Origin of the sequence: Rhizobium pantanalense, from assembly GCF_030182525.1 — a bacterium.
Classification (GTDB): domain Bacteria; phylum Pseudomonadota; class Alphaproteobacteria; order Rhizobiales; family Rhizobiaceae; genus Rhizobium.
The window spans coordinates 423,362-441,978 of the sequence record NZ_JAQJCH010000003.1; the positions used below are offsets into that span (position 1 = coordinate 423,362).

The 18,617-nt window shown below is 61.6% G+C and carries 13 protein-coding genes; 9 read left to right on the forward strand and 4 right to left on the reverse strand.

Annotated features, from left to right (window positions below; genetic code table 11):
* Positions 1-48: 48 nt before the first annotated feature.
* Positions 49-1,887, reverse strand: a complete 1,839-nt coding sequence (locus tag PH558_RS11495; RefSeq protein WP_285204333.1) for a hypothetical protein — start codon at positions 1,885-1,887, stop codon at positions 49-51.
* A 236-nt stretch (positions 1,888-2,123) separates the two neighbouring features.
* Between PH558_RS11495 and PH558_RS11500 the strand changes: the two genes are divergently transcribed.
* Complete coding sequence (locus tag PH558_RS11500; RefSeq protein WP_285204335.1) at positions 2,124-3,137, forward strand: glycosyltransferase family 2 protein; 1,014 nt, start codon at positions 2,124-2,126, stop codon at positions 3,135-3,137.
* Positions 3,134-3,520, forward strand: coding sequence for a GtrA family protein (locus tag PH558_RS11505; protein WP_113329884.1), 387 nt, complete (start codon positions 3,134-3,136; stop codon positions 3,518-3,520). Before PH558_RS11500 ends, PH558_RS11505 begins: the two co-directional genes overlap by 4 nt.
* 62 nt (positions 3,521-3,582) lie before the next feature.
* Here PH558_RS11505 and PH558_RS11510 read toward each other — a convergent pair whose 3' ends face one another.
* The gene (locus PH558_RS11510) at positions 3,583-4,569 is read right to left on the reverse strand and encodes a Gfo/Idh/MocA family protein (protein WP_285204339.1); all 987 of its coding nucleotides are present in this window, start codon (positions 4,567-4,569) and stop codon (positions 3,583-3,585) included.
* A gap of 317 nt (positions 4,570-4,886) precedes the next feature.
* Here PH558_RS11510 and PH558_RS11515 point away from each other — a divergent pair, with 317 nt between their 5' ends.
* The 4 genes from PH558_RS11515 (at position 4,887) to PH558_RS11530 (ending at position 7,963) form a co-directional block, all read left to right on the forward strand.
* Entirely contained in the window at positions 4,887-5,456 is a 570-nt protein-coding gene (locus PH558_RS11515) for an isochorismatase family protein (protein WP_285204340.1), read from the forward strand.
* Positions 5,453-6,451: a GlxA family transcriptional regulator gene (locus tag PH558_RS11520; protein WP_285204341.1), complete on the forward strand. Its 999-nt coding sequence runs from the start codon at positions 5,453-5,455 to the stop codon at positions 6,449-6,451. The genes PH558_RS11515 and PH558_RS11520 overlap by 4 nt, the downstream gene beginning before the upstream one ends.
* Positions 6,452-6,555: 104 nt before the next feature.
* The gene (locus tag PH558_RS11525) at positions 6,556-7,506 is read left to right on the forward strand and encodes an aldo/keto reductase (protein WP_285204342.1); all 951 of its coding nucleotides are present in this window, start codon (positions 6,556-6,558) and stop codon (positions 7,504-7,506) included.
* 13 nt (positions 7,507-7,519) lie between these two features.
* Positions 7,520-7,963, forward strand: coding sequence for a GNAT family N-acetyltransferase (locus PH558_RS11530; RefSeq protein ID WP_095433688.1), 444 nt, complete (start codon positions 7,520-7,522; stop codon positions 7,961-7,963).
* On the opposite strand, the gene PH558_RS11535 is transcribed toward PH558_RS11530, so the two are convergent.
* Together PH558_RS11535 and PH558_RS11540 are read right to left on the reverse strand one after the other, a co-directional pair.
* Positions 7,953-8,570 carry a hypothetical protein gene (locus PH558_RS11535; RefSeq protein WP_285204343.1) on the reverse strand — a complete coding sequence of 206 codons (618 nt, stop codon included), beginning with the start codon at positions 8,568-8,570 and terminating at the stop codon, positions 7,953-7,955. The genes PH558_RS11530 and PH558_RS11535 overlap by 11 nt on opposite strands.
* Before the next feature lie 144 nt (positions 8,571-8,714).
* A complete protein-coding gene (locus PH558_RS11540) occupies positions 8,715-9,608 on the reverse strand; it encodes a LysR family transcriptional regulator (protein WP_095433686.1) in 894 nt (297 codons plus the stop codon).
* A 131-nt stretch (positions 9,609-9,739) separates the two neighbouring features.
* On the opposite strand from PH558_RS11540, the gene PH558_RS11545 reads away from it, so the two are divergent.
* The 3 genes from PH558_RS11545 to pbpC all read left to right on the forward strand — a co-directional run bounded on the left by PH558_RS11545 (position 9,740) and on the right by pbpC (position 18,609).
* Entirely contained in the window at positions 9,740-10,735 is a 996-nt protein-coding gene (locus PH558_RS11545) for an aldo/keto reductase (protein ID WP_095433685.1), read from the forward strand.
* A gap of 254 nt (positions 10,736-10,989) precedes the next feature.
* Complete coding sequence (locus PH558_RS11550) at positions 10,990-16,512, forward strand: alpha-2-macroglobulin family protein (RefSeq protein WP_285204345.1); 5,523 nt, start codon at positions 10,990-10,992, stop codon at positions 16,510-16,512.
* Between the two features lie 9 nt (positions 16,513-16,521).
* Positions 16,522-18,609: a penicillin-binding protein 1C gene (gene pbpC / locus PH558_RS11555; RefSeq protein ID WP_285204346.1), complete on the forward strand. Its 2,088-nt coding sequence runs from the start codon at positions 16,522-16,524 to the stop codon at positions 18,607-18,609.
* Positions 18,610-18,617: the final 8 nt, after the last annotated feature.

Sequence of the window (18,617 nt, forward strand, 5' to 3'; positions counted from 1 at the left end):
AGGACCGCGCCGTATCCATCTGAATTCGGCGAGATGCAGCGGTTCAACTCAATCCTGGGGCTTGACGCGGAAGAACTGGACATCCGATTCCGCCGGCGCCGCAATCGGCTCCAGATAGACCGGGATGTGCCCGGCAGTCAGCTGCGCATAAAGTCCCTTGGGCGCCCGCTCACTCACTAACTCCACCTGCGGATCCCCCTTACAGAAGGCGACAATCGTCACCTTTGCCTCACGCAGAAGCCCCTCTGCTCGCTGCGGGTCCGCGAGGCCGATATGCAGCTCGGCCAGCATCCCCTCGGGATCGCGATGATAGGGACCGGAAAGGGTGCGGTGCGGCGTGAAGCGCAAAATCGACGTTCCCATGTTTGAGGCGGCCGCGACGACCTCAGGCTCAAGCGTTGCAATCGGCGCAAGGGCCTCCCCGGAAGCACAATTGGCAGTCTCCTCCGCTTTGGCCGGTGTCGTGACCGTAAATCCGTTGACGATCCCCTTGCTTGCAAGCGCACCACCCGCAGCCCAAACAGCCGGAACGGAAGCCAGTATCGTCACTGCATAAAGCAGAATGGAACGAAGGTTTCTGGTATCGGCCATATAGTCTTTGCGCAGCTCGGCGATCGCCAACGCCAATGGCGGAATGGCAAGGAGATTGGCAAATTCGGCGCCGCGCACCTGCACCAGCGTAATCATCCAATTGATCGCAATCAGAGCCATCAGCATTGCATGGAGGCTGGCGCGATTGCCCCGCAGGATACGAACCGCGCAAATGAGCATCGCCACGAGGCCCGTCGCATAGAAGGCGCCGAGAGTATCGGGTTGCCTGTAAGCGATGGAAAAGATCGATTGTGCCTCGGTCACCATGCTGAGCCAGAGATCCACCAGCATGGGGTCCAGATCGGAAAGCGGATTGCGCAGGCATTGCGGCGCAAGGGCCACCGTCGTGGCAAACACGAAAGCACCATTGGCCGCGAGAATTGCAATGCGCCAAGGCCGAGAGAGATGGCTGGCAAAAAGGGACGACAGGAGAAGCCCGACGCAGCCGGCGCTGGTGATGCCGTAAAAGCCGAGCGAGAGATTGTCGCATGTGACCATCGAATAAAGGCGCGGCGGCACCAGCGAAAAGAAGGCGGCGCTGACGGCAACCGTCAACGTCAGGGCAAAAGCTTTTGCAGCAGGTGCGAATATTTCGCCTTTCCAGGCCCATAAGCAAGCAACCGACATGCAGGCGACGGCGACAAAGGGCGTCGTCTCCGCGCCAATACCGAGCTGGATGGCAAGGGTAATGGCAGCGATTGCAAAGTTGCGAGGCCTGTAACTTTCGTCGACCAGCATTGCGACGGTAAGCGCGACAAGGCCGAGCTGGACATTATCGTGATCGATGGAGCCCGGCACGAAGCGCGGCGAGAGCAGGACGAAGAGTGCCGTCAGGATCAGCGAGAAGTGCATGCCTTCCACGCCGGCGATGCGCCTGCCCGCAAGACCCATGAAGAACATCAACGGCAGGACGAGCATCAGCGGCCAAACGGTCAGTGCCGCCGCCTCGGCGCTTTCCGGCGAAAGGAACATCCGGAAGAGGAGAATGAGGCTTGCAATCGGCAGATCGATGAAGCGCGACCAGTGCATCAGCGTCCCGCCCACAAGGCCGAGACGGTACTGCATCATGTCGAACCAGCCCTGGCCGGCGAGAAAATCGCGCACTTCGACCAGACGCATGGCGTCGTCGTTATCCGGGCCGACATAGTCCGTGAGGTTGCGATGAATGATGAGCTGCGCGACGATGACGATGACGGCATAGACGAACGCAACGAGGGCAGGATGAGACCAGCGCAGCGGCGCCTTCTTTTCTGCCGTTCCGGCTGCCTCGGGCGGCAATGCCAGCGTCTGCGCCATCTCGATAAACCTCATGTTCGAAGGATAGTCGGGATACGCTAGCGAATGCCGATCAAAAAAAAGTAAAGCCTTTGCCCGTTGCCGCTTTCATCACGAGAATGTTTTTCGCAACGCCGGTATCCCGCCTTTTTTATTAGGCAGCCATAGGGTCTTATTAACAGCCAGCGGGATAAGCTCTCGTCCGGATCGTCAATCGGGCCTCGACTTGACTTCACGCGTAGCAACCGGCCAAGACCATGTGGAATGAGAAGCTGAATATCGCAATCCTCCTGCCCTGTTACAACGAAGCCGCAACGATCGGCGAGGTTGTGCGCGGTTTCCGCAAGGCGCTGCCGCAGGCCGCGATCTATGTCTACGATAATAATTCGACCGACGGCACCGCTCTGCATGCCATGCTCGCGGGCGCGACCGTCGTGCGCGAGCGTCGGCAGGGCAAGGGACATGTGGTGCGCCGCATGTTCGCCGATATCGAAGCCGACATCTATCTGATGGCCGATGGCGACAGCACCTATGCGCCCGAAGACGGAGAAGAGCTGATCCGCACGTTGCTGACCGAGGGATCCGACATGGTGGTCGGCACCCGCCGCAACGTCCGCAACGACGCAGGCCGGCAGGGTCATGCCGTTGGCAACCGCATTTTCAACTGGCTCTATCGCACCATCTTCGGTACCGATTTCACGGACATCTTCTCCGGTTACCGCTGCTTCTCGCGCCGCTTCGTCAAGAGCTTTCCTGCCGTGTCGGGCGGTTTCGAGATCGAAACGGAAATGTCGGTTCATGCCTCCAGGCTGAAGCTGCCCGTCAGCGAGCTCGAACTCGATTACGGCCGGCGACCGGAAGGCTCGCATTCGAAGCTTTCCACCTTCCGCGACGGTGGCAAGATCCTCTGGATGTTCGCCATGCTGATGAAGGAAACCCGGCCTTTCGCCTTCTTCGGCATTCTGAGCGCCATTTCGATGGAAATGAGCATCGGCTTCTCTATCCCCGTCTTCATCGAGTATTTCGAAACCGGGCAGGTATTGCGCGTGCCGACCTGGATGCTCTCGCTAGCGCTGACAATGATCGCCTTCATGCTGTTCACCGCCGGTATCATCCTCGATTCCGTGGCGCGCGCCCGCGCCGAACAGCTGCGCATCCACTATATGAACCTGCCCAAGCCCTCCTCACGCAAAAGCGGCGATGACCGTAAGGTTTACATGACTGAGGTCGACAAGCCGGCAAGCCGGAAGAGAAGGGCCAAGGCTGCATGAAGAAGCTCTTTCGCTTCCTGATCGCTGGCGGTGTCGGCTTCATCGTCGATGCGGGCGTGCTGCATCTGCTGCTGTGGTTCACGCCTTTCGGCCCCTTCGTCGGCCGTGCCATTTCGATCCCGAGCGCACTGCTTGCCACCTGGGTACTCAACCGCAACTTCACCTTCGGCCGATCCGACCGCTCGCTTGCGGCGGAAGGCTTCCGCTACGGTTCGGTCGGGCTGACCTCGGCTCTGCTGAACTACGCCCTCTTCAGCTCGCTGCTGATGACCGAGCCGTCATTGCGGCCGATCATTGCGCTGACGCTGGCATCGGCGGCGGCTACGGCGTTCAGCTTCTTCGGCTATTCGCGCTTCGTCTTCCGCCACCGGCAAAATTCCTGAAGCAATTCCAGGAAAAGCGTGCAGCGGTTTTCCTGGAATTGCGTCAGAAAATAAGGAAACCCTCAGACCGGTTCCCAGCCATCCTTCTCGCTGGCGCGGTAGATGGCGTCGATGACCTTCTGGTTGAGCTTCGAACTTTCCAGCGACACGACCTCGGCGCCTTGACCAAGCGCGGCAGAGGCGAAAGCCTCCGCCTCGCGCCTGTACTGGCGGCTGTCGGGGAAGCGGAAGATCTGCGATTCCGAATGGCCGCGGTTTGTCAGCTCCAGCTCTTCCGCGCCGTAACGATCGGCATTGAAGGGTGATTTCACCTCGATGAAGCCTTCCGTGCCATGGAAGACCATGACCTGGCGGTTGGCCATCTGCGTCGAGATATAGAAGGTCAGTTCGAAATCGCCGAAGTCTGCCTTGACGCTGGAATAGATGTCGGTGCCGAATTCCGGGTCGCGCTCCGTCACCGCCTGAATACGCAAGGGTTCGCGGCCGGTGACGAAACGGGTGCTGATCGTCGGGTAGACGCCGATATCGGGCAGGCCGCCGCCGCCGAGCGCGGGAATATTGCGCATGTTGCCGGCATCGCGGTTGAAATAGGTGAAGGCGCCCTGGATGTGACGCAGCCGGCCGATGGCGCCATCGGCAAGCAGCGAGCGAACCTTCCGCCAGACCGGCGCATAGGTGACCATATAGGCTTCCGTCACCAGAACCTTGTTGCGATCGCGCGCGGCGATCAGGCTGTCGATCTCATCCGCCTTGAGGGCGATCGGCTTTTCGCACAGCACATGCTTGCCGGCATCGGCAGCCTTGATCGTCCATTCGACATGCTGAGAGGTCGGCAGCGGGATATAGACGGCATCGATCGTGTCGGAGGCGAGCATCTCTTCATAGGAGCCGAAGGCATGCGGCACGGAGAACCGGTCTGCCATCTGTCGAGCGCGGACGAGATCGCGGCTGGCAATGGCGGTCACAACGCAGTTTTCCGCATCCTGAATGGCGGGCACGACCAGATCGCGGCCGATTTTGGCTGTCGACAGAATTCCGAAGCGCAGCATGATCTCTCTCCTGAAGCATTGTCCCGAAGCAGACGGCCGCATGGCGATGATCGCAACACGGGCTTTCCAGCGGGATCCTTTGTGAACACGGTGGGGTAAAGCGAAACGGGGAATTCCGCTCTGGACGAAATCGACGCCAATCTTATTCGGCCCTTGCCAAAGGCGCAACGCCCGAGACAGGCCGCAGGCGTGAACTCGATGACGTAAGGACCATTTCGCTATGTCCGTATTTGTCCCTTTTCTGTCTGTCAGATGACTTTCGAAGCTTCCAAGTGACGCCTAATCTCGGCTATCCTTCAAGCACAGGAGATACGAAAATGTCCCATGCGGATACAGCACTGCTCGTCATCGACGTCCAGGAATCCTTTCGCCAGCGTCCCTACTGGAGAACCGACGACCTGCCGGTCTTTACCGACCGCCTGCAGGCGCTGATCAATGGCGCCAAGGCGATAGGCATTCCTGTCGTCCAGATTTTCCATGTCGAGGACAGCGACGCGCATTTCAGCCTGAAGAGCGGCTATGTGCGCAAGCTCGATGAGATCTCGCTGGAGGCCGATGCCGTCTTCCACAAACGCCGCCATTCGGCGCTCATCGGCTCTGGCCTTGATGTCTGGCTGGTGGCAAACGGCATCCGCAAGGTGATCGTTTCGGGTATCCGTACCGAGCAATGCTGCGAAACGACCACCCGGCACGCCTCCGATCTCGGCTATGAGGTCGACTATGTCACCGAGGCGACGCTAACCTTCCCGATGACGCATGCCTCGGGCACGGTCTTCAGCGCCGACGATATCAAGAAGCGCAGCGAGCTAGTGCTATCGGGCCGTTTCGCCCGTATCGCAACGGTCGAAGAGGCGCTCGCCGACGCATCGATCCGGAGTGCCGCATGACCCAAAGCGACCGGCGCCTCCATCGGCGGGTCGTTCCCGTCTACGTGCTTCTGCCGCCCTATACGCTGCTGATGGACGTGGCCGGGCCGGTGGAGGTGTTGCGCCGCGCCAATATCGAACAGGACGACGTCCTGTTCGACTATCAATTCATCGCTGCCCAGCCATCGCAGACGACTTCGGTCGGGCTGACACTTGCCGATCTCAGGCCATTGCCGGATCACATTCCCGATGGTGCCTATGTCATCCTGTCCGGTAACGTCACGCCGCCCGACGATGCCGAAGATATCGAACCGGAGATTGCCGCGCTTGCAGCATGGCTAAGAGGTGCGATCCGGCCTGGCATCACCCTCGTTACCATCTGCTCGGGTGCCGTGCTCGCAGCCCGTGCTGGACTGATGGACGGCTATGCCTGCACCAGTCACGCCGCCTGCCTCGATGAAATCACGCAATATGCACCGACGGCCCGCGTTCTCGATAACCGGCTCTATGTCGAAGACCGCGACCGATACTCGAGCGCCGGCATCACCACAGGCACCGATCTGATGCTGCACCTCGCCTCCAAGCTGACTTCACCGATGACGGCTCTGACCATTGCCCGGCACATGGTCGTCTATATGCGCAGAACCGGTGCCGAGCCGCAGCTCTCGCCCTGGCTTAGCGGCCGCAACCACGTCCACCCCGCCATCCATCGTGTTCAGGATGCGATCATGGCCGATCCGGCCCGTGGCTGGTCGCTTGCCGAGCTTGCCGGCATCGGCGCAATGAGCGTACGGCATATTTCGCGGCTGTTCCAGGAGCATGCCGGCCTGTCGGTGACGGCCTATGTCAATCTGATGCGCGTGACGCTGGCACGCGATGTGCTTGCCAATTCGCGGCTGGATATGGAGCGGGTGGCGGAAAAATCCGGCTTCGCCTCGCCGCGGCATATGCGGCGCGTCTGGTCGAAATACAACGCACTGCCGCCCAGCCACTATCGGCGCTCGACGACGGAATAAAGAAATTGTGTGTGGTCTTCGCCGCGAAAGGCCGATAGCCTGCCTTGTCCCTTCCTCCGGCGCCCGCTCGCCGGTTTACCTTTCAAATGACCTGGAGAAATAGCATGGACACGCGCAAGCTTGGACGAACCGATCTGTTTGTCGCCCCCATCGTTTTCGGCGGCAATGTCTTCGGCTGGACGGCCGACGAGAAAACCTCCTATGCACTGCTCGATGCCTTCTTCGACGCCGGCTTCAACACGATCGACACGGCCGATGTCTATTCCCGCTGGGTTCCCGGCAACAAGGGCGGCGATTCCGAGGAGATCATCGGCAAGTGGCTGAAGCAGGGTCGCGTTTCGCGCGACAAGGCGATCATCATCACCAAGGTCGGATCGGAGATGGGGCCGGGCAAGAAGGGCCTCAAGGCCGACTATATCATCGAGGCGGCCGAGGCTTCTCTGAAGCGGCTGCAGACCGATCACATCGACCTTTATCTGTCGCACTGGCCGGATTCCGAGACGTCGCATGAGGAATCGCTTGCCGCCTATGCCAAGCTGAAGGAACAGGGCAAGATCCGCCATGTCGGCTGCTCGAACCTCGATGCGACGCAGCTCCAGGCTTCGCTGGATGCCGCCGCCAAGGCCGGCCTGCCGCGCTACGACGTGCTGCAGCCCGAATATAACCTCTATGCCCGCGACAGCTTCGAAGGGCCGCTTGCGGATCTCTGCGTCAAGGAAGAGATCGGCGTCATCACCTATTTCAGCCTCGCAGCAGGCTTTCTGACCGGAAAGTACCGCACCAAGGCCGATACGGAGGGACGGGCACGCGAGAACCGGGTTGCCGCCTATTTCGACGACAAGGGCCTGCGCATCCTTGCGGCGCTCGACAAGGTCGCCGCCGAAACCGGTGCGAAACCCGCCGAGATCGCGCTTGCCTGGCTATTGCGCAAACGCGGCGTCACCGCTCCGATCGCCAGCGCCACTAGCCTCAGCCAGCTCGATGCGCTCATCAATTCGGCAAAGCTTTCGCTTTCCGATGACGCGATGCGCCTGCTCGATGAAGCCGGCGAATAAGAGAGACAACCCAATGACCGTGACGATCCGAGCCGCCAGACCTGGCGACGAAGCGCGCTGGCGCGCGCTGTGGGACGGCTATCTGGCCTTCTACGGCGTCACCGTCGCGCCCGACATCACCGATGCGACGTGGCGCCGGGTCTTCGATCCGGCGTCGGCGATCTTCATGCGCGTTGCCGAGGTCGATGGCGAAGTGAAGGGCTTTACCCTCAGCCTCACGCATGAGGGCACATGGGTGCGCGCGCCCGATTGCTATCTGGAAGACCTGTTCGTCGATGAAAGTGCCAGAGGCCACGGCGTCGGCCGGGCGCTGCTCGACGATCTCGTCGCGCTCTGCAAGAAAAACGGCTGGGCGCGGCTCTATTGGCACACGGAAGAAGGCAATACGACCGCCCGCAAGCTCTACGACACTTATGTCGAGAGCGACGGGCATATTCGCTATCGCATCAGCTTCTAAGCTTCGGAAAGCCTTCGTAATGGGCGGAATGGTCGCCCTCCCAGTTGGCCATGCCCGGTTTGGTCAGCATGCCACGCGGGCTGACAAAGCTCTGAATGGTCCGCTTGGGCCGCTCGTGCCACTGGATGTTGAAGGCCCAGAGCTTCGGGAAGAAGCAGAGCGATGCATAGGGTAGATGGTCGTGGATCCACCAGGCGAGCCTCTGCCAATCGCCCTCATGGCTGTGATGATCGATCAGCCAAGGCACGACGATGCAGACGGCCGCGCCCATGCAGCCGTCGAGATCGCGCATATCCCAGATGTGATGCGCGGCAGTGTGGGGATTGGTCGAGCAGTTCAGACCGTTCCTGTTGCCGAAGGCATTGACCTCGGGCGAACGATAGCCGGAACGAATATGTAGCCGGCCAAAGGTCGCTTCCAGCGGCTCCAGCAATTCCTCACAGAGCCTGCGTCCCGTCTCGATCGCCAGATCCGGGTCTTCCGGAATATTGGGTATGCGATAGAAATCTGATATTTCCGAATGCAGGAAATCGCGAAAGAAGAAGTTCTTCGACAGCCTGACGCGACCGAGCTCCTCAAGCCCCTTCATCGATCCCGGTTTTCTCATCGCGGCAATCCCCTTCTCAAATCATCGTTTAGTCGAGACGAGTTATGGCATTGCCGCCACCCGATTTCTGTCAGCAGCCGCTCCGTTCCCTTGCTTTGCGCGATTCCGGACGGAAAACCGCTGCGCACTTTTCCTGAAATCGCTTTAAGGCCCGGTATATTTGAAGAAATCGATGAAAGCTCGGAGCGCCGGGCGCATCTGGCGGCGGCTTGGATAGTAGATGCAGAAGCCCGGATAGGGCGGGCACCAATCCTCAAGTACGCGGATGAGTTTGCCCTCGGCCAGTTCCTGCTGCACGCGAATGTCGAAGAGATAGGCAAGGCCGGCGCCATTAAGGGCAGCCAAAACGCCGAGCCGATCCTCGATCACGATCAGGGGGCCATCGACGGCAACGACTAGCTCGCGGCCATCCTTCTCAAACTCCCAGCGATAGATGGAGCCATCGGTAAATCGCCGCTTGATGCAGCGATGATGAACGAGATCGCGCGGATGCAGCGGCTTCGGATGTTTTTCGAAATAGGCCGGAGAGCCGGCAATCACGGTGCGGATGTCGGGCGAGATCTTCACCGCGATCATGTCGCCTTCGATGCTCTCCGCCAGCCGGATGCCGGCATCGTAGCCTTCTTTGACGATATTGCTGAAACCGTCCTCGTTGGCGATTTCGAGCGTGATGTCCGGGTAGGTATTGAGAAAATCGCCAATTCGCGGGGCCATCAGCAGATCGGAAGCGAAGCGAGGGGCGGTGATGCGCAGCGTCCCCGCGGGACGGCCGCGCGTCGCAAGCGTGTCCTCCAGCGCGATATCGATTTCCTCCAGTGCCGGCCCCAGCCTTTGCAATAGCGCCTGCCCCTCCTCAGTCGGGAGCACGCTGCGCGTGGTGCGGGCAAGCAGCCGCACGCCGAGGCTTTCCTCAAGGCTGGACACGGCGTGGCTGACTGCCGAAGGCGCGATCGACAATTCCTTGCCGGCAGCGCGAAAACTGCGATGGGCGGCGACGGCGGCAAAAACCGCAAGCTGAGAGAGTTGTGTTCTGTTCATTGATCTAAATTATAGAACAACCTGTAAGGATTTGCATGGATTTTCATTCATTGTCCGGAGCCCTAACTTGAGCTCGTAGGCAGCGGACACGAGCCCCTGTCGCTCCCATACGTCTCAAGAAGGAATACATCATGAAAACCCGCAGGCTAGGTAAGGATCTCACCGTTTCCGCCGTTGGACTGGGCTGCATGGGCATGAGCTTTGCCTATGGCACCACCGACGAGACCGAATCCGTCAAGACGCTCCATCGCGCCGTCGATCTCGGCGTCACCTTTTTCGACACCGCCGAGGTCTACGGCCCCTTCACCAATGAGGAGCTGCTCGGCCGCACGCTGAAGTCCGTGCGTGACCGCGTTGTCATCGCCACCAAATTCGGTTTCAAGCTCGATCTCACGAAAAGTGGCCCGGCGGCGATGATCGGCGTCGACAGCCGGCCCGAGCATGTCAAGGAAGTCGCCGAAGCTTCCCTTAAGCGACTTGGCACGGATGTCATCGACCTCTACTACCAGCATCGCGTTGATCCGAATGTGCCGATCGAAGACACGGTCGGCGCCATGGCCGAGCTGGTGCGGGAGGGCAAGGTGCGGGCGCTCGGGCTTTCCGAAGCCGGCTCTGCCACGATCCGCCGCGCCCATGCCGTACATCCGATCGCCGCTGTGCAGAGCGAATATTCGCTTTGGAGCCGCGATCCGGAGGAAGACGTGCTCGCCACCTGCCGTGAACTTGGCATCGGCTTCGTGCCTTACAGCCCGCTCGGCCGCGGCTTCCTGACCGGGGCCATCCAAAAGACGGAGGATCTTGCCGACGACGACTTCCGCCGTTCGCTGCCGCGCTTCCAGAGCGAGAATTTCGATGCTAACGCGGCTCTGGTCGCCAGGTTGCAATCACTTGCCGAGGAAAAAGGCGTCACGGCGGCACAACTGGCGCTCGCATGGGTGCTGCATCAGGGCGACGACATCGTGCCGATCCCCGGCGCACGCAAGCTGCACCATCTCGAGCAGAACGCCGCGGCTGCCGATATCGTCCTTTCGGCACAGGAAGTGAAGGAGCTCGGCGATATCATCAAGCCCGAGATCGTCGTCGGAAAGCGGTATACGGATGCCGCGTTGGCCCTGACGAATATTTGACAAACGGGCTTCCTCTGCAGCCCAGACAGAGACACCGGCCATTAAGGCCGGTGTAATTTTGGGATTGAAAAGAAAAATGAAGCCTGGCCGACGCTTGGTCGAACATGCGAATCGCCTGATTTACAGCCTCTTTCAAGAGCCTAGGCGAATCGTCATAAACGTGAAACGTCGACAACAACTCCACGCTCGGTTGACAAACGGGTGCGAAATTTGAAGATTGCCGCCATCAAAAACGGGCAGCGTGGGGAGGACTTATGTCTAGGCGCGCGTTTATCGGCTTCTCTGCTTTTCTTCTCGCCACTTTTGCATCTCTGAACCCTTCGGTCGCCGCTGACGTCAAGCGCCAGGTGGTCACCACGAAGGATGGCGACTACTTCGGCTTCGATCTGCGTACAGAGCAGAATGTGACGCTGGATCAGTGCTCCGCCTCCTGCATCGGCGACAAGTCCTGCAAGGCCTTCACCTACAATCCCAAGGTGAAGTGGTGCTTCATGAAGTCGGATTTCAACCAGCTCAACAGTTTTCCCGGCGCGATCGCCGGCAAGATCGTTGAGACCGCGGCCACCAGCGAGCCGGATATCGGCGCTGCGCCTGCCCTTTCCTTCCTTTCCGACAATTTCGTCCAGAGCGCGCGCGATGCAAAGAACACGCTGACGCTCGGCAACGAGCTCAAGGGTCAGGGCGTCGAAAGCCTGATTGCGCTCGGCCGCATCGAGCTGACCTCGGGCAATGTCAACGACGCTTTGAACGCCTTCCAGGGCGCGCTTTCCATCAATCCCGACAATGGCGATCTGTGGATCGAGATGGCGCGTGCCGCCAATACGATCACGAACGACGCGTCTGTCGCCACGCGGGCCGCCTATGCCGCGCTCAACGGCTATCAGCTGACCCGCACGACGAGCAGCCGCGCCGATGCGCTGGCCGTTCTCGCCGAAGCGCTGAAGAATGCGCAGAACTATCGTCCGGCGCTCAGCGCCTACAAGGCGAGCCTCAATCTCGTCAGCTCCGCTGCCGTCCAGGCCGCCTATAACGATCTTCTGGCCCGCCAGGGCTTCCGCGTTACGGGCAATACGCTCGACAACGACAATGCATCGCCCCGCGCCTGCGTACAATTCTCCGAAAAGCTGGTGAAGAGCGGTGTCGACTACACGCCCTTCGTCACCCTCAACGGCGCCGCGCCGAAGGGGGTCGACGCCAAAGACAACCAGATCTGCGTCGAAGGTCTGGAATTCGGCCAGCACTACCGCATTTCGCTGCGCGCCGGCCTGCCCTCCTCCGTGGATGAAAACCTCGCCTCGCAAGTCAATGTCGATATCTACGTCAAGGATCGCACGGCTTCGCTGCGCTTCACGGGCGACAATTTCGTCCTGCCTTCGACCGCGCGCCGCGGCATCCCGATCGTTTCGGTCAACGCCACCACGGCCAATCTCAAGCTCTACCGTATCGGCGATCGCAATATTGCCCAGCTTCTGAACAATTCGCAGTTCCTGACGCAGGTGGACAGCTACAGCGCCCAGACCATCCAGGACACCAATGGCGAGCTGGTCTGGCAGGGCTCCATCGAGATCAAACAGGAACTCAACAAGGAAGTCGCGACCAGCTTCCCAGTGGATGAGGCACTGCCGAAACGCAAGCCCGGCGTCTATGTGCTGACGGCTGTTGCACCGGAGAGCGGCGGCCACGAATGGGACCCGCAGGCGACACAATGGTTTGTCGTCTCCGACATCGGCGTCACCACCTATGCCGGCACCGACGGCTTGAATGTCTTTGCCCGGTCGCTCGGCAGCGCCAAGCCGCTTGCCGGCATCCAGCTGCAGCTGCTCGCCAAGAACAATGAAATCCTCGGGACCGCCAAGACCGACGACAATGGCCGCGCCGTCTTCAGCGCCGGCCTGATGCGCGGCACGGCGGGCATGACGCCGGCCGTCATTACCGCTGAGAACGGCGATCAGGATTATGTCTTCCTCGACATGACGCGCGCCGGCTTCGATCTTTCCGACCGCGGCGTGGCAGGCAGAACCGCACCGGGCGCGATCGATCTGCTCACCTGGACCGAGCGCGGGATCTACCGCGCCGGCGAGACGGTGCATGCCTCCGCACTTGCCCGCGACGTCAGCTCGACGGCGGTCGAAAACCTGCCGCTCACCTTCGTCTTCCTGCGCCCGGATGGCGTCGAGGATCGTCGCATCGTCACCGATGGCGGCAAGCTCGGCGGCTATAACGTCGACCTGCCGCTGCAGCAGACTTCCATGCGCGGCACCTGGACGATGAACATCTACACCGACCCGAAGGGTTCCTCCATCGGCTCACAGACCTTCCTCGTCGACGATTTCGTGCCGGATCGCATCGAATTCGACATGAAGAGCGATGCCAAGGAGATCGAAGTCGGCAAGCCGACGCCGGTCAACGTCGACGGACGTTATCTCTATGGCGCACCGGCAGCGGGCCTCAACCTCGAAGGCGAAGTGACGCTAAAGCCGACGCGCCAGAGCGACGCCTTCAAGGGCTATCAGTTCGGCCTCGCCGACGAAGGCGCCGGCAAGGCAAGCGCAAACAATGACGATGACGACAGCAGCAGCGGCGACAGCACGGCGGAAAGCACGCAGGTGTCGCTCGAAGACCTGCAGGCGCTGGATGAAAACGGCAAGACCACGTTCAACGTCACGATCAACGATACGCCTTCGACCACGCAGCTCCTGAACGCCAACATCACGGTGCGCATGCAGGAAGCCGGCGGCCGCGCCGTCGAGCGCTCACTGACGCTGCCCGTCAAGGCGGATGGACCGCGCATCGGCATCAAGCCGGAATTCGACAGCGATCTCGGTGAAAATTCCGTCGGCAACTTCCATGTCATCGTTGTCGACGCCAATGGCCAGAAGCAGGCCATGCAGGGCCTGACCTGGAAGCTGCTGAGCATCGAGCGCAATTATCAATGGTATCGCGACGGCAGCAGCTGGAAGTTCGAACCGATCATGTCCACCAAGCAGGTGGCAGTCGGCACGGTCAACGCCACGACGGACGGCGCGGCGATTTCCATGCCCGTGACCTGGGGCCGCTACCGGCTCGAAGTCTCCACAGCCGATGCGAACGGCCCGGAATCGAGCGTCGAGTTCAATGCCGGCTGGTATGTGGCTTCCACCTCGACGGAAACGCCTGACGCGCTCGAGATCGCACTCGACAAGGAAAGCTACCATGTCGGCGATACCGCCAAGCTGAAGGTGACCTCGCGCTATGCCGGCCAGCTGATGGTGACGGCAGGCTCGGAAACGCTGATCTCGGTCACCAATGCCGATATCGGCGCGACGGGCGGCGAAGTCGACGTTCCCGTCACGGCCGATTGGGGTGCTGGTACATACTTGACGGCCACGCTGTTCCGGCCCGGCGATGCCCAGGAAAGCCGCATGCCGATGCGCGCCATCGGCATCAAATGGGCACCGGTCGACCCCGGCGAGCGCAAGCTGCAGATCAAGATCGACGCGCCGCAGAAGACGCTTCCGCGGCAGCCGCTTAATATCGGCCTACAGGTCGCCGGCGCTGGCGCCAATGAGGACGCCTACGTCACGATTGCCGCCGTCGATGTCGGCATTCTCAATCTCACACGCTACCAGCCGCCGGCACCGGATGACTGGTATTATGGCCAACGTCAGCTCGGCCTCGAAATCCGCGATATCTACGGTCGCCTCATCGATGGCTCGCTCGGCGCGACCGGCAAGCTGCGCACCGGCGGCGACGGCGGACAGGCGGCTTTACAAGCAAGCCCGCCAAAGGAAAAGCTGATCGCCTTCTTCTCCGGTCCCATAAAGCTCGATGCCAATGGCAAGGCCAATGTCAGCTTCGACATTCCGCAGTTCAACGGCACGGCGCGGCTGATGGCGGTTGCCTGGTCGAAGGCCGGCGTCGGTCATGCGACGCAGGACGTGATCATCCGCGATCCGGTCGTCGTCACCGCCAGCCTGCCGAAGTTCCTGGCTCCCGGAGACAAGGCAAACCTGCGTCTCGACGTCGCCAACACGGACGCGCCCGCCGGCGAGTACACGCTCGCCGTGACCGGCAATAACGCCGTAACGGTGGATGCAAGCGCCACACAACAGAAGATCAACCTTCAGACCGGCGACAAATACGCTATCACGCTGCCGCTGACCGGGGGACAGCCGGGCGACGGCACGGTTTCGATCAGGCTCTCGAATGCGTCGGGCATGTCGCTCGATCAATCGGTCGATATCCCGGTTCGCCCGTCGCAGCTGCCGGTCACCGAACGGCGCGTCATCGCGCTGGCACCCGGCAAGAGCCTGACCGTCAATGCCGATCTTCTCGCCGACAGTGTGCTGCCCGGCGCCTCGGTCAGCGTCAATGTCAGCCGCTCCAGCGCCTTCGATGTGCCGGCGCTCTTGATGAGCCTCAGCCACTATCCCTATGGCTGCGCGGAACAGACGGCGAGCAGCGCCATGCCCCTGCTCTACTTCAGCGACATGGCGGTCAAGAACGGCCTTGCCGACGATGCTGAGATCCAGAAGCGCGTGCAGGACTCGATCTATCGCGAACTATCCTACCAGTCTTCGACCGGCAGCTTCGGTCTCTGGAGCCCGGGCTCGGGCGATCTCTGGCTCGACGCCTATGTCATGGACTTCCTGACCCGCGCCCGCGAGCAGAAGTACAACGTGCCGGATCAGGCGATGGTGCAGGGGCTCGAAAACCTCCAGAACGCGCTCAGCGCCAACACCAACGTCAAGGACAACGGCAACGAGATCGCCTATGCGCTCTACGTGCTGGCGCGCAACAAGAAGGCTTCGATCAGCGATCTGCGCTACTATGCCGACACCATGCTGAACGACTTCCCCACGCCGCTTTCCAAGGCGCATCTGGCCGCTGCTCTCGCGCTCTATGGGGACGCACAGCGCTCGCGCAACATCTTCGTGGACTCGCTGCAGATGTCGCAGAAGGCGGCGGTCACCAAGGTCAGCTTCGTCCGTTCGGATTACGGCTCGTCGCTGCGCGACGGTGCCGCCGTGCTGGCGCTGGCCGCCGAAAGCCGCCCGGTGCCGCCGATCATTCCGGAACTCGCCAGCGTCGTCGCCAAGGATTGGCAGAGCCGGAAATATACCAGCACCCAGGAACAGACCTGGATGCTGCTCGCCGCCCGCTCCCTGCAGAATGGCGATGACGGCCTGACGCTCGACGTCAACGGTGCTGCCCATAGCGGCACCTACATGGCGCAGATGTCGGGCAATGCGCTTATGGGCCATCCGCTGACCGTCACCAATACGACGCGCCAGCCGCTCTCGGCTGCGGTGACCACGGTCGCGGCTCCGGTTGCGCAGCTGCCGGCCGGCGGTAACGGCTTCAAGATCGAGCGCAAATACTACACGCTCGATGGCGAGGAGGCGAATGTCAGTCAGGCACAGCAGAACGAACGCTATGTCGTCGTGCTGCATGTGACCGAAGACAATGACTGGCCACAGCGCATCCTCGTGACCGATCTCCTGCCGGCAGGCTTCGAGATCGACAATCCAAGCATCGTCAACAGTGCTCAACTCTCGAATTTCGACTGGCTCAGCGAAATTCAGCCGGCCCATGTCGAATTCCGCAACGACCGCTTCGTCGCCGCCTTCGACCAGGGCTCCGGTGCAGACCGTGACATGACCTTCGCCTATGTCGTGCGCGCCGTAACCCCCGGCGTCTACGATCATCCGGCCGCAAGCGTCGAGGACATGTACCGTCCGCAGTTCTCGGCCCGCACGGCGATGGGCCGCATGGAGGTGCTGGGCGCCCAGCAGTAAGAAGCAGACATGAAGGCGCGATGGAAGATTGCAATCGGCTTTGGAGCCACTGCCCTAGGAGCGGTGGCTCTGGTCTTGGGCCTGGAAGCCGCGGACCGCGCCTATCCGCCGCCGCTCGACAATGCCCGCGTGGTCTCGGCTGAAGTGCTCGACGCCAATGGCGATCTCCTGCGCGCCTTCGCGACCCCCGAGGGACGCTGGCGGCTGAAGACCGATGTTGTCGATGTCGATCCGCAATATCTGCGCATGCTGGTCGCCTATGAGGACCGGCGCTTCTACGACCACCACGGCGTCGACCCGATGGCGATCGGACGCGCCTTCCTCCAGCTTCTCACCCATGGCCGCATCGTCTCCGGCGGCTCGACGCTCTCCATGCAGGTGGCGCGCCTGATCGAGCCACGCAGCGAGCGCTCGATGACGGCGAAGCTCCTGCAGGTCATCCGTGCCATACAGATCGAACGCCGGCTGACCAAGGAACAGATCCTCGATCTCTACCTGACCCATGCCCCCTATGGCGGCAATCTGGAAGGCGTGCGCGCGGCGAGCCTTGCCTATTTCGGCAAAGAGCCGAAGCACCTGACGGTCGCGCAGGCTGGCCTGCTTGTAGCACTGCCGCAGCTGCCGGAAAAACGCCGGCCGGATCGCAATCTTGCCGCCGCACAAGCCGCCCGCCATCGTGTGCTGCAGCGCGCCGCGGTGGCAGCTGTTATCGGTGAAGGGGAAGCGGAGCGCGCTTCGCTCTCTCCCATTCCGGCCCAGCGCCGGCAGCTGCCGGCCTATGCCGCCCATGTCGCCGAATTGGCACTGCGCAAACAGCCCGGCATCATCAAGCACAAGACGACGTTGCGACGCGACGTGCAGCAAGGCCTCGAAGCCGTTGCGGATGCGGCGGCGAAGCGGCTTGGGCCGAAGGTGTCTATCGCCATGATCATGGCCGACGCCAAGACCGGCGAGATCATCGGTGAGGTCGGCTCGGCCAATTATTTCGACTCCTCGCGCGCCGGTTGGGTCGACATGACCCGCGTACTGCGCTCGCCCGGCTCGACGCTGAAGCCCTTCATCTACGGGCTTGCTTTCGAGCAGGGTTATGTGGCGCAGGAAACGATCATCGAGGATCGCCCCGCCGATTTCTACGGCTATCGCCCGCGCAATTTCGACATGAGCTATCAGGGCGATGTCAGTGTGCGCCAGGCGCTGCAATTGTCGTTAAACGTGCCGGCCGTACGGCTGCTCGATGCCGTAGGTCCGACGCGGCTGCTGGTGCGCTTCCGCCGCGCCGAAGTAAAGCCGAAGCTGCCGCCGAACGAGGCGCCCGGCCTTGCCATCGGGCTTGGCGGCGTCGGCGTGACGCTGAAGGACCTTGTGCAGCTCTATGCCGGGCTTGCCAATCGCGGCAAGCCGATGCGGATCGGCGACGGCGTTCAGGACGAGCCGGGGCCGATCGACGGCGAGCCGCTGATGGAGCCGATCGCGGTGTGGAACATCACCGATATTCTCTCCGACATCATCGCGCCGCGCGGCAGCAAGCAGCTCGGCATCGCCTACAAGACCGGCACCAGCTACGGCAACCGCGATGCTTGGTCGATCGGCTATGACGGTGCTCATGTGCTCGGCGTCTGGGTGGGCCGTCCGGACAATGGCGCCGTGCCGGGTTTGGCGGGCTATGTTTCCGCCGCCCCTATTCTATTCGAAGCCTTTGCGAAATCCGGCGTTGCCATAACTCCCTTCCCTGCCGCTCCGATGGGCGCCGTGCGCATCGCACCAACCGAACTGCCGATCAGCCAGCGGCGCTTTTCCGTCACCGCCGCCGGGCTGCTGGCCGCCTCCAGCCGCGAACCGGCACCGCAGATCGTCTATCCGCCGGAAGGCGCACGCGTCGATCTCGGCGCCAGCACCGGCAACGACCAGATCATGCCGCTGGCGCTGAAGCTGCAGGGTGGACGGGCGCCATTCCGCTGGCTTGCCAACGGCAAGCCGCTGCCCGACATGTCGCGCCGCCGCACCAACCAATGGACGCCTGATGGCGCCGGCTATTCGACGCTGACCGTAATCGATGCCGCCGGGCGCGCGGCAAGCGTGCGGGTTTTTGTCGAGTAATATCCGTC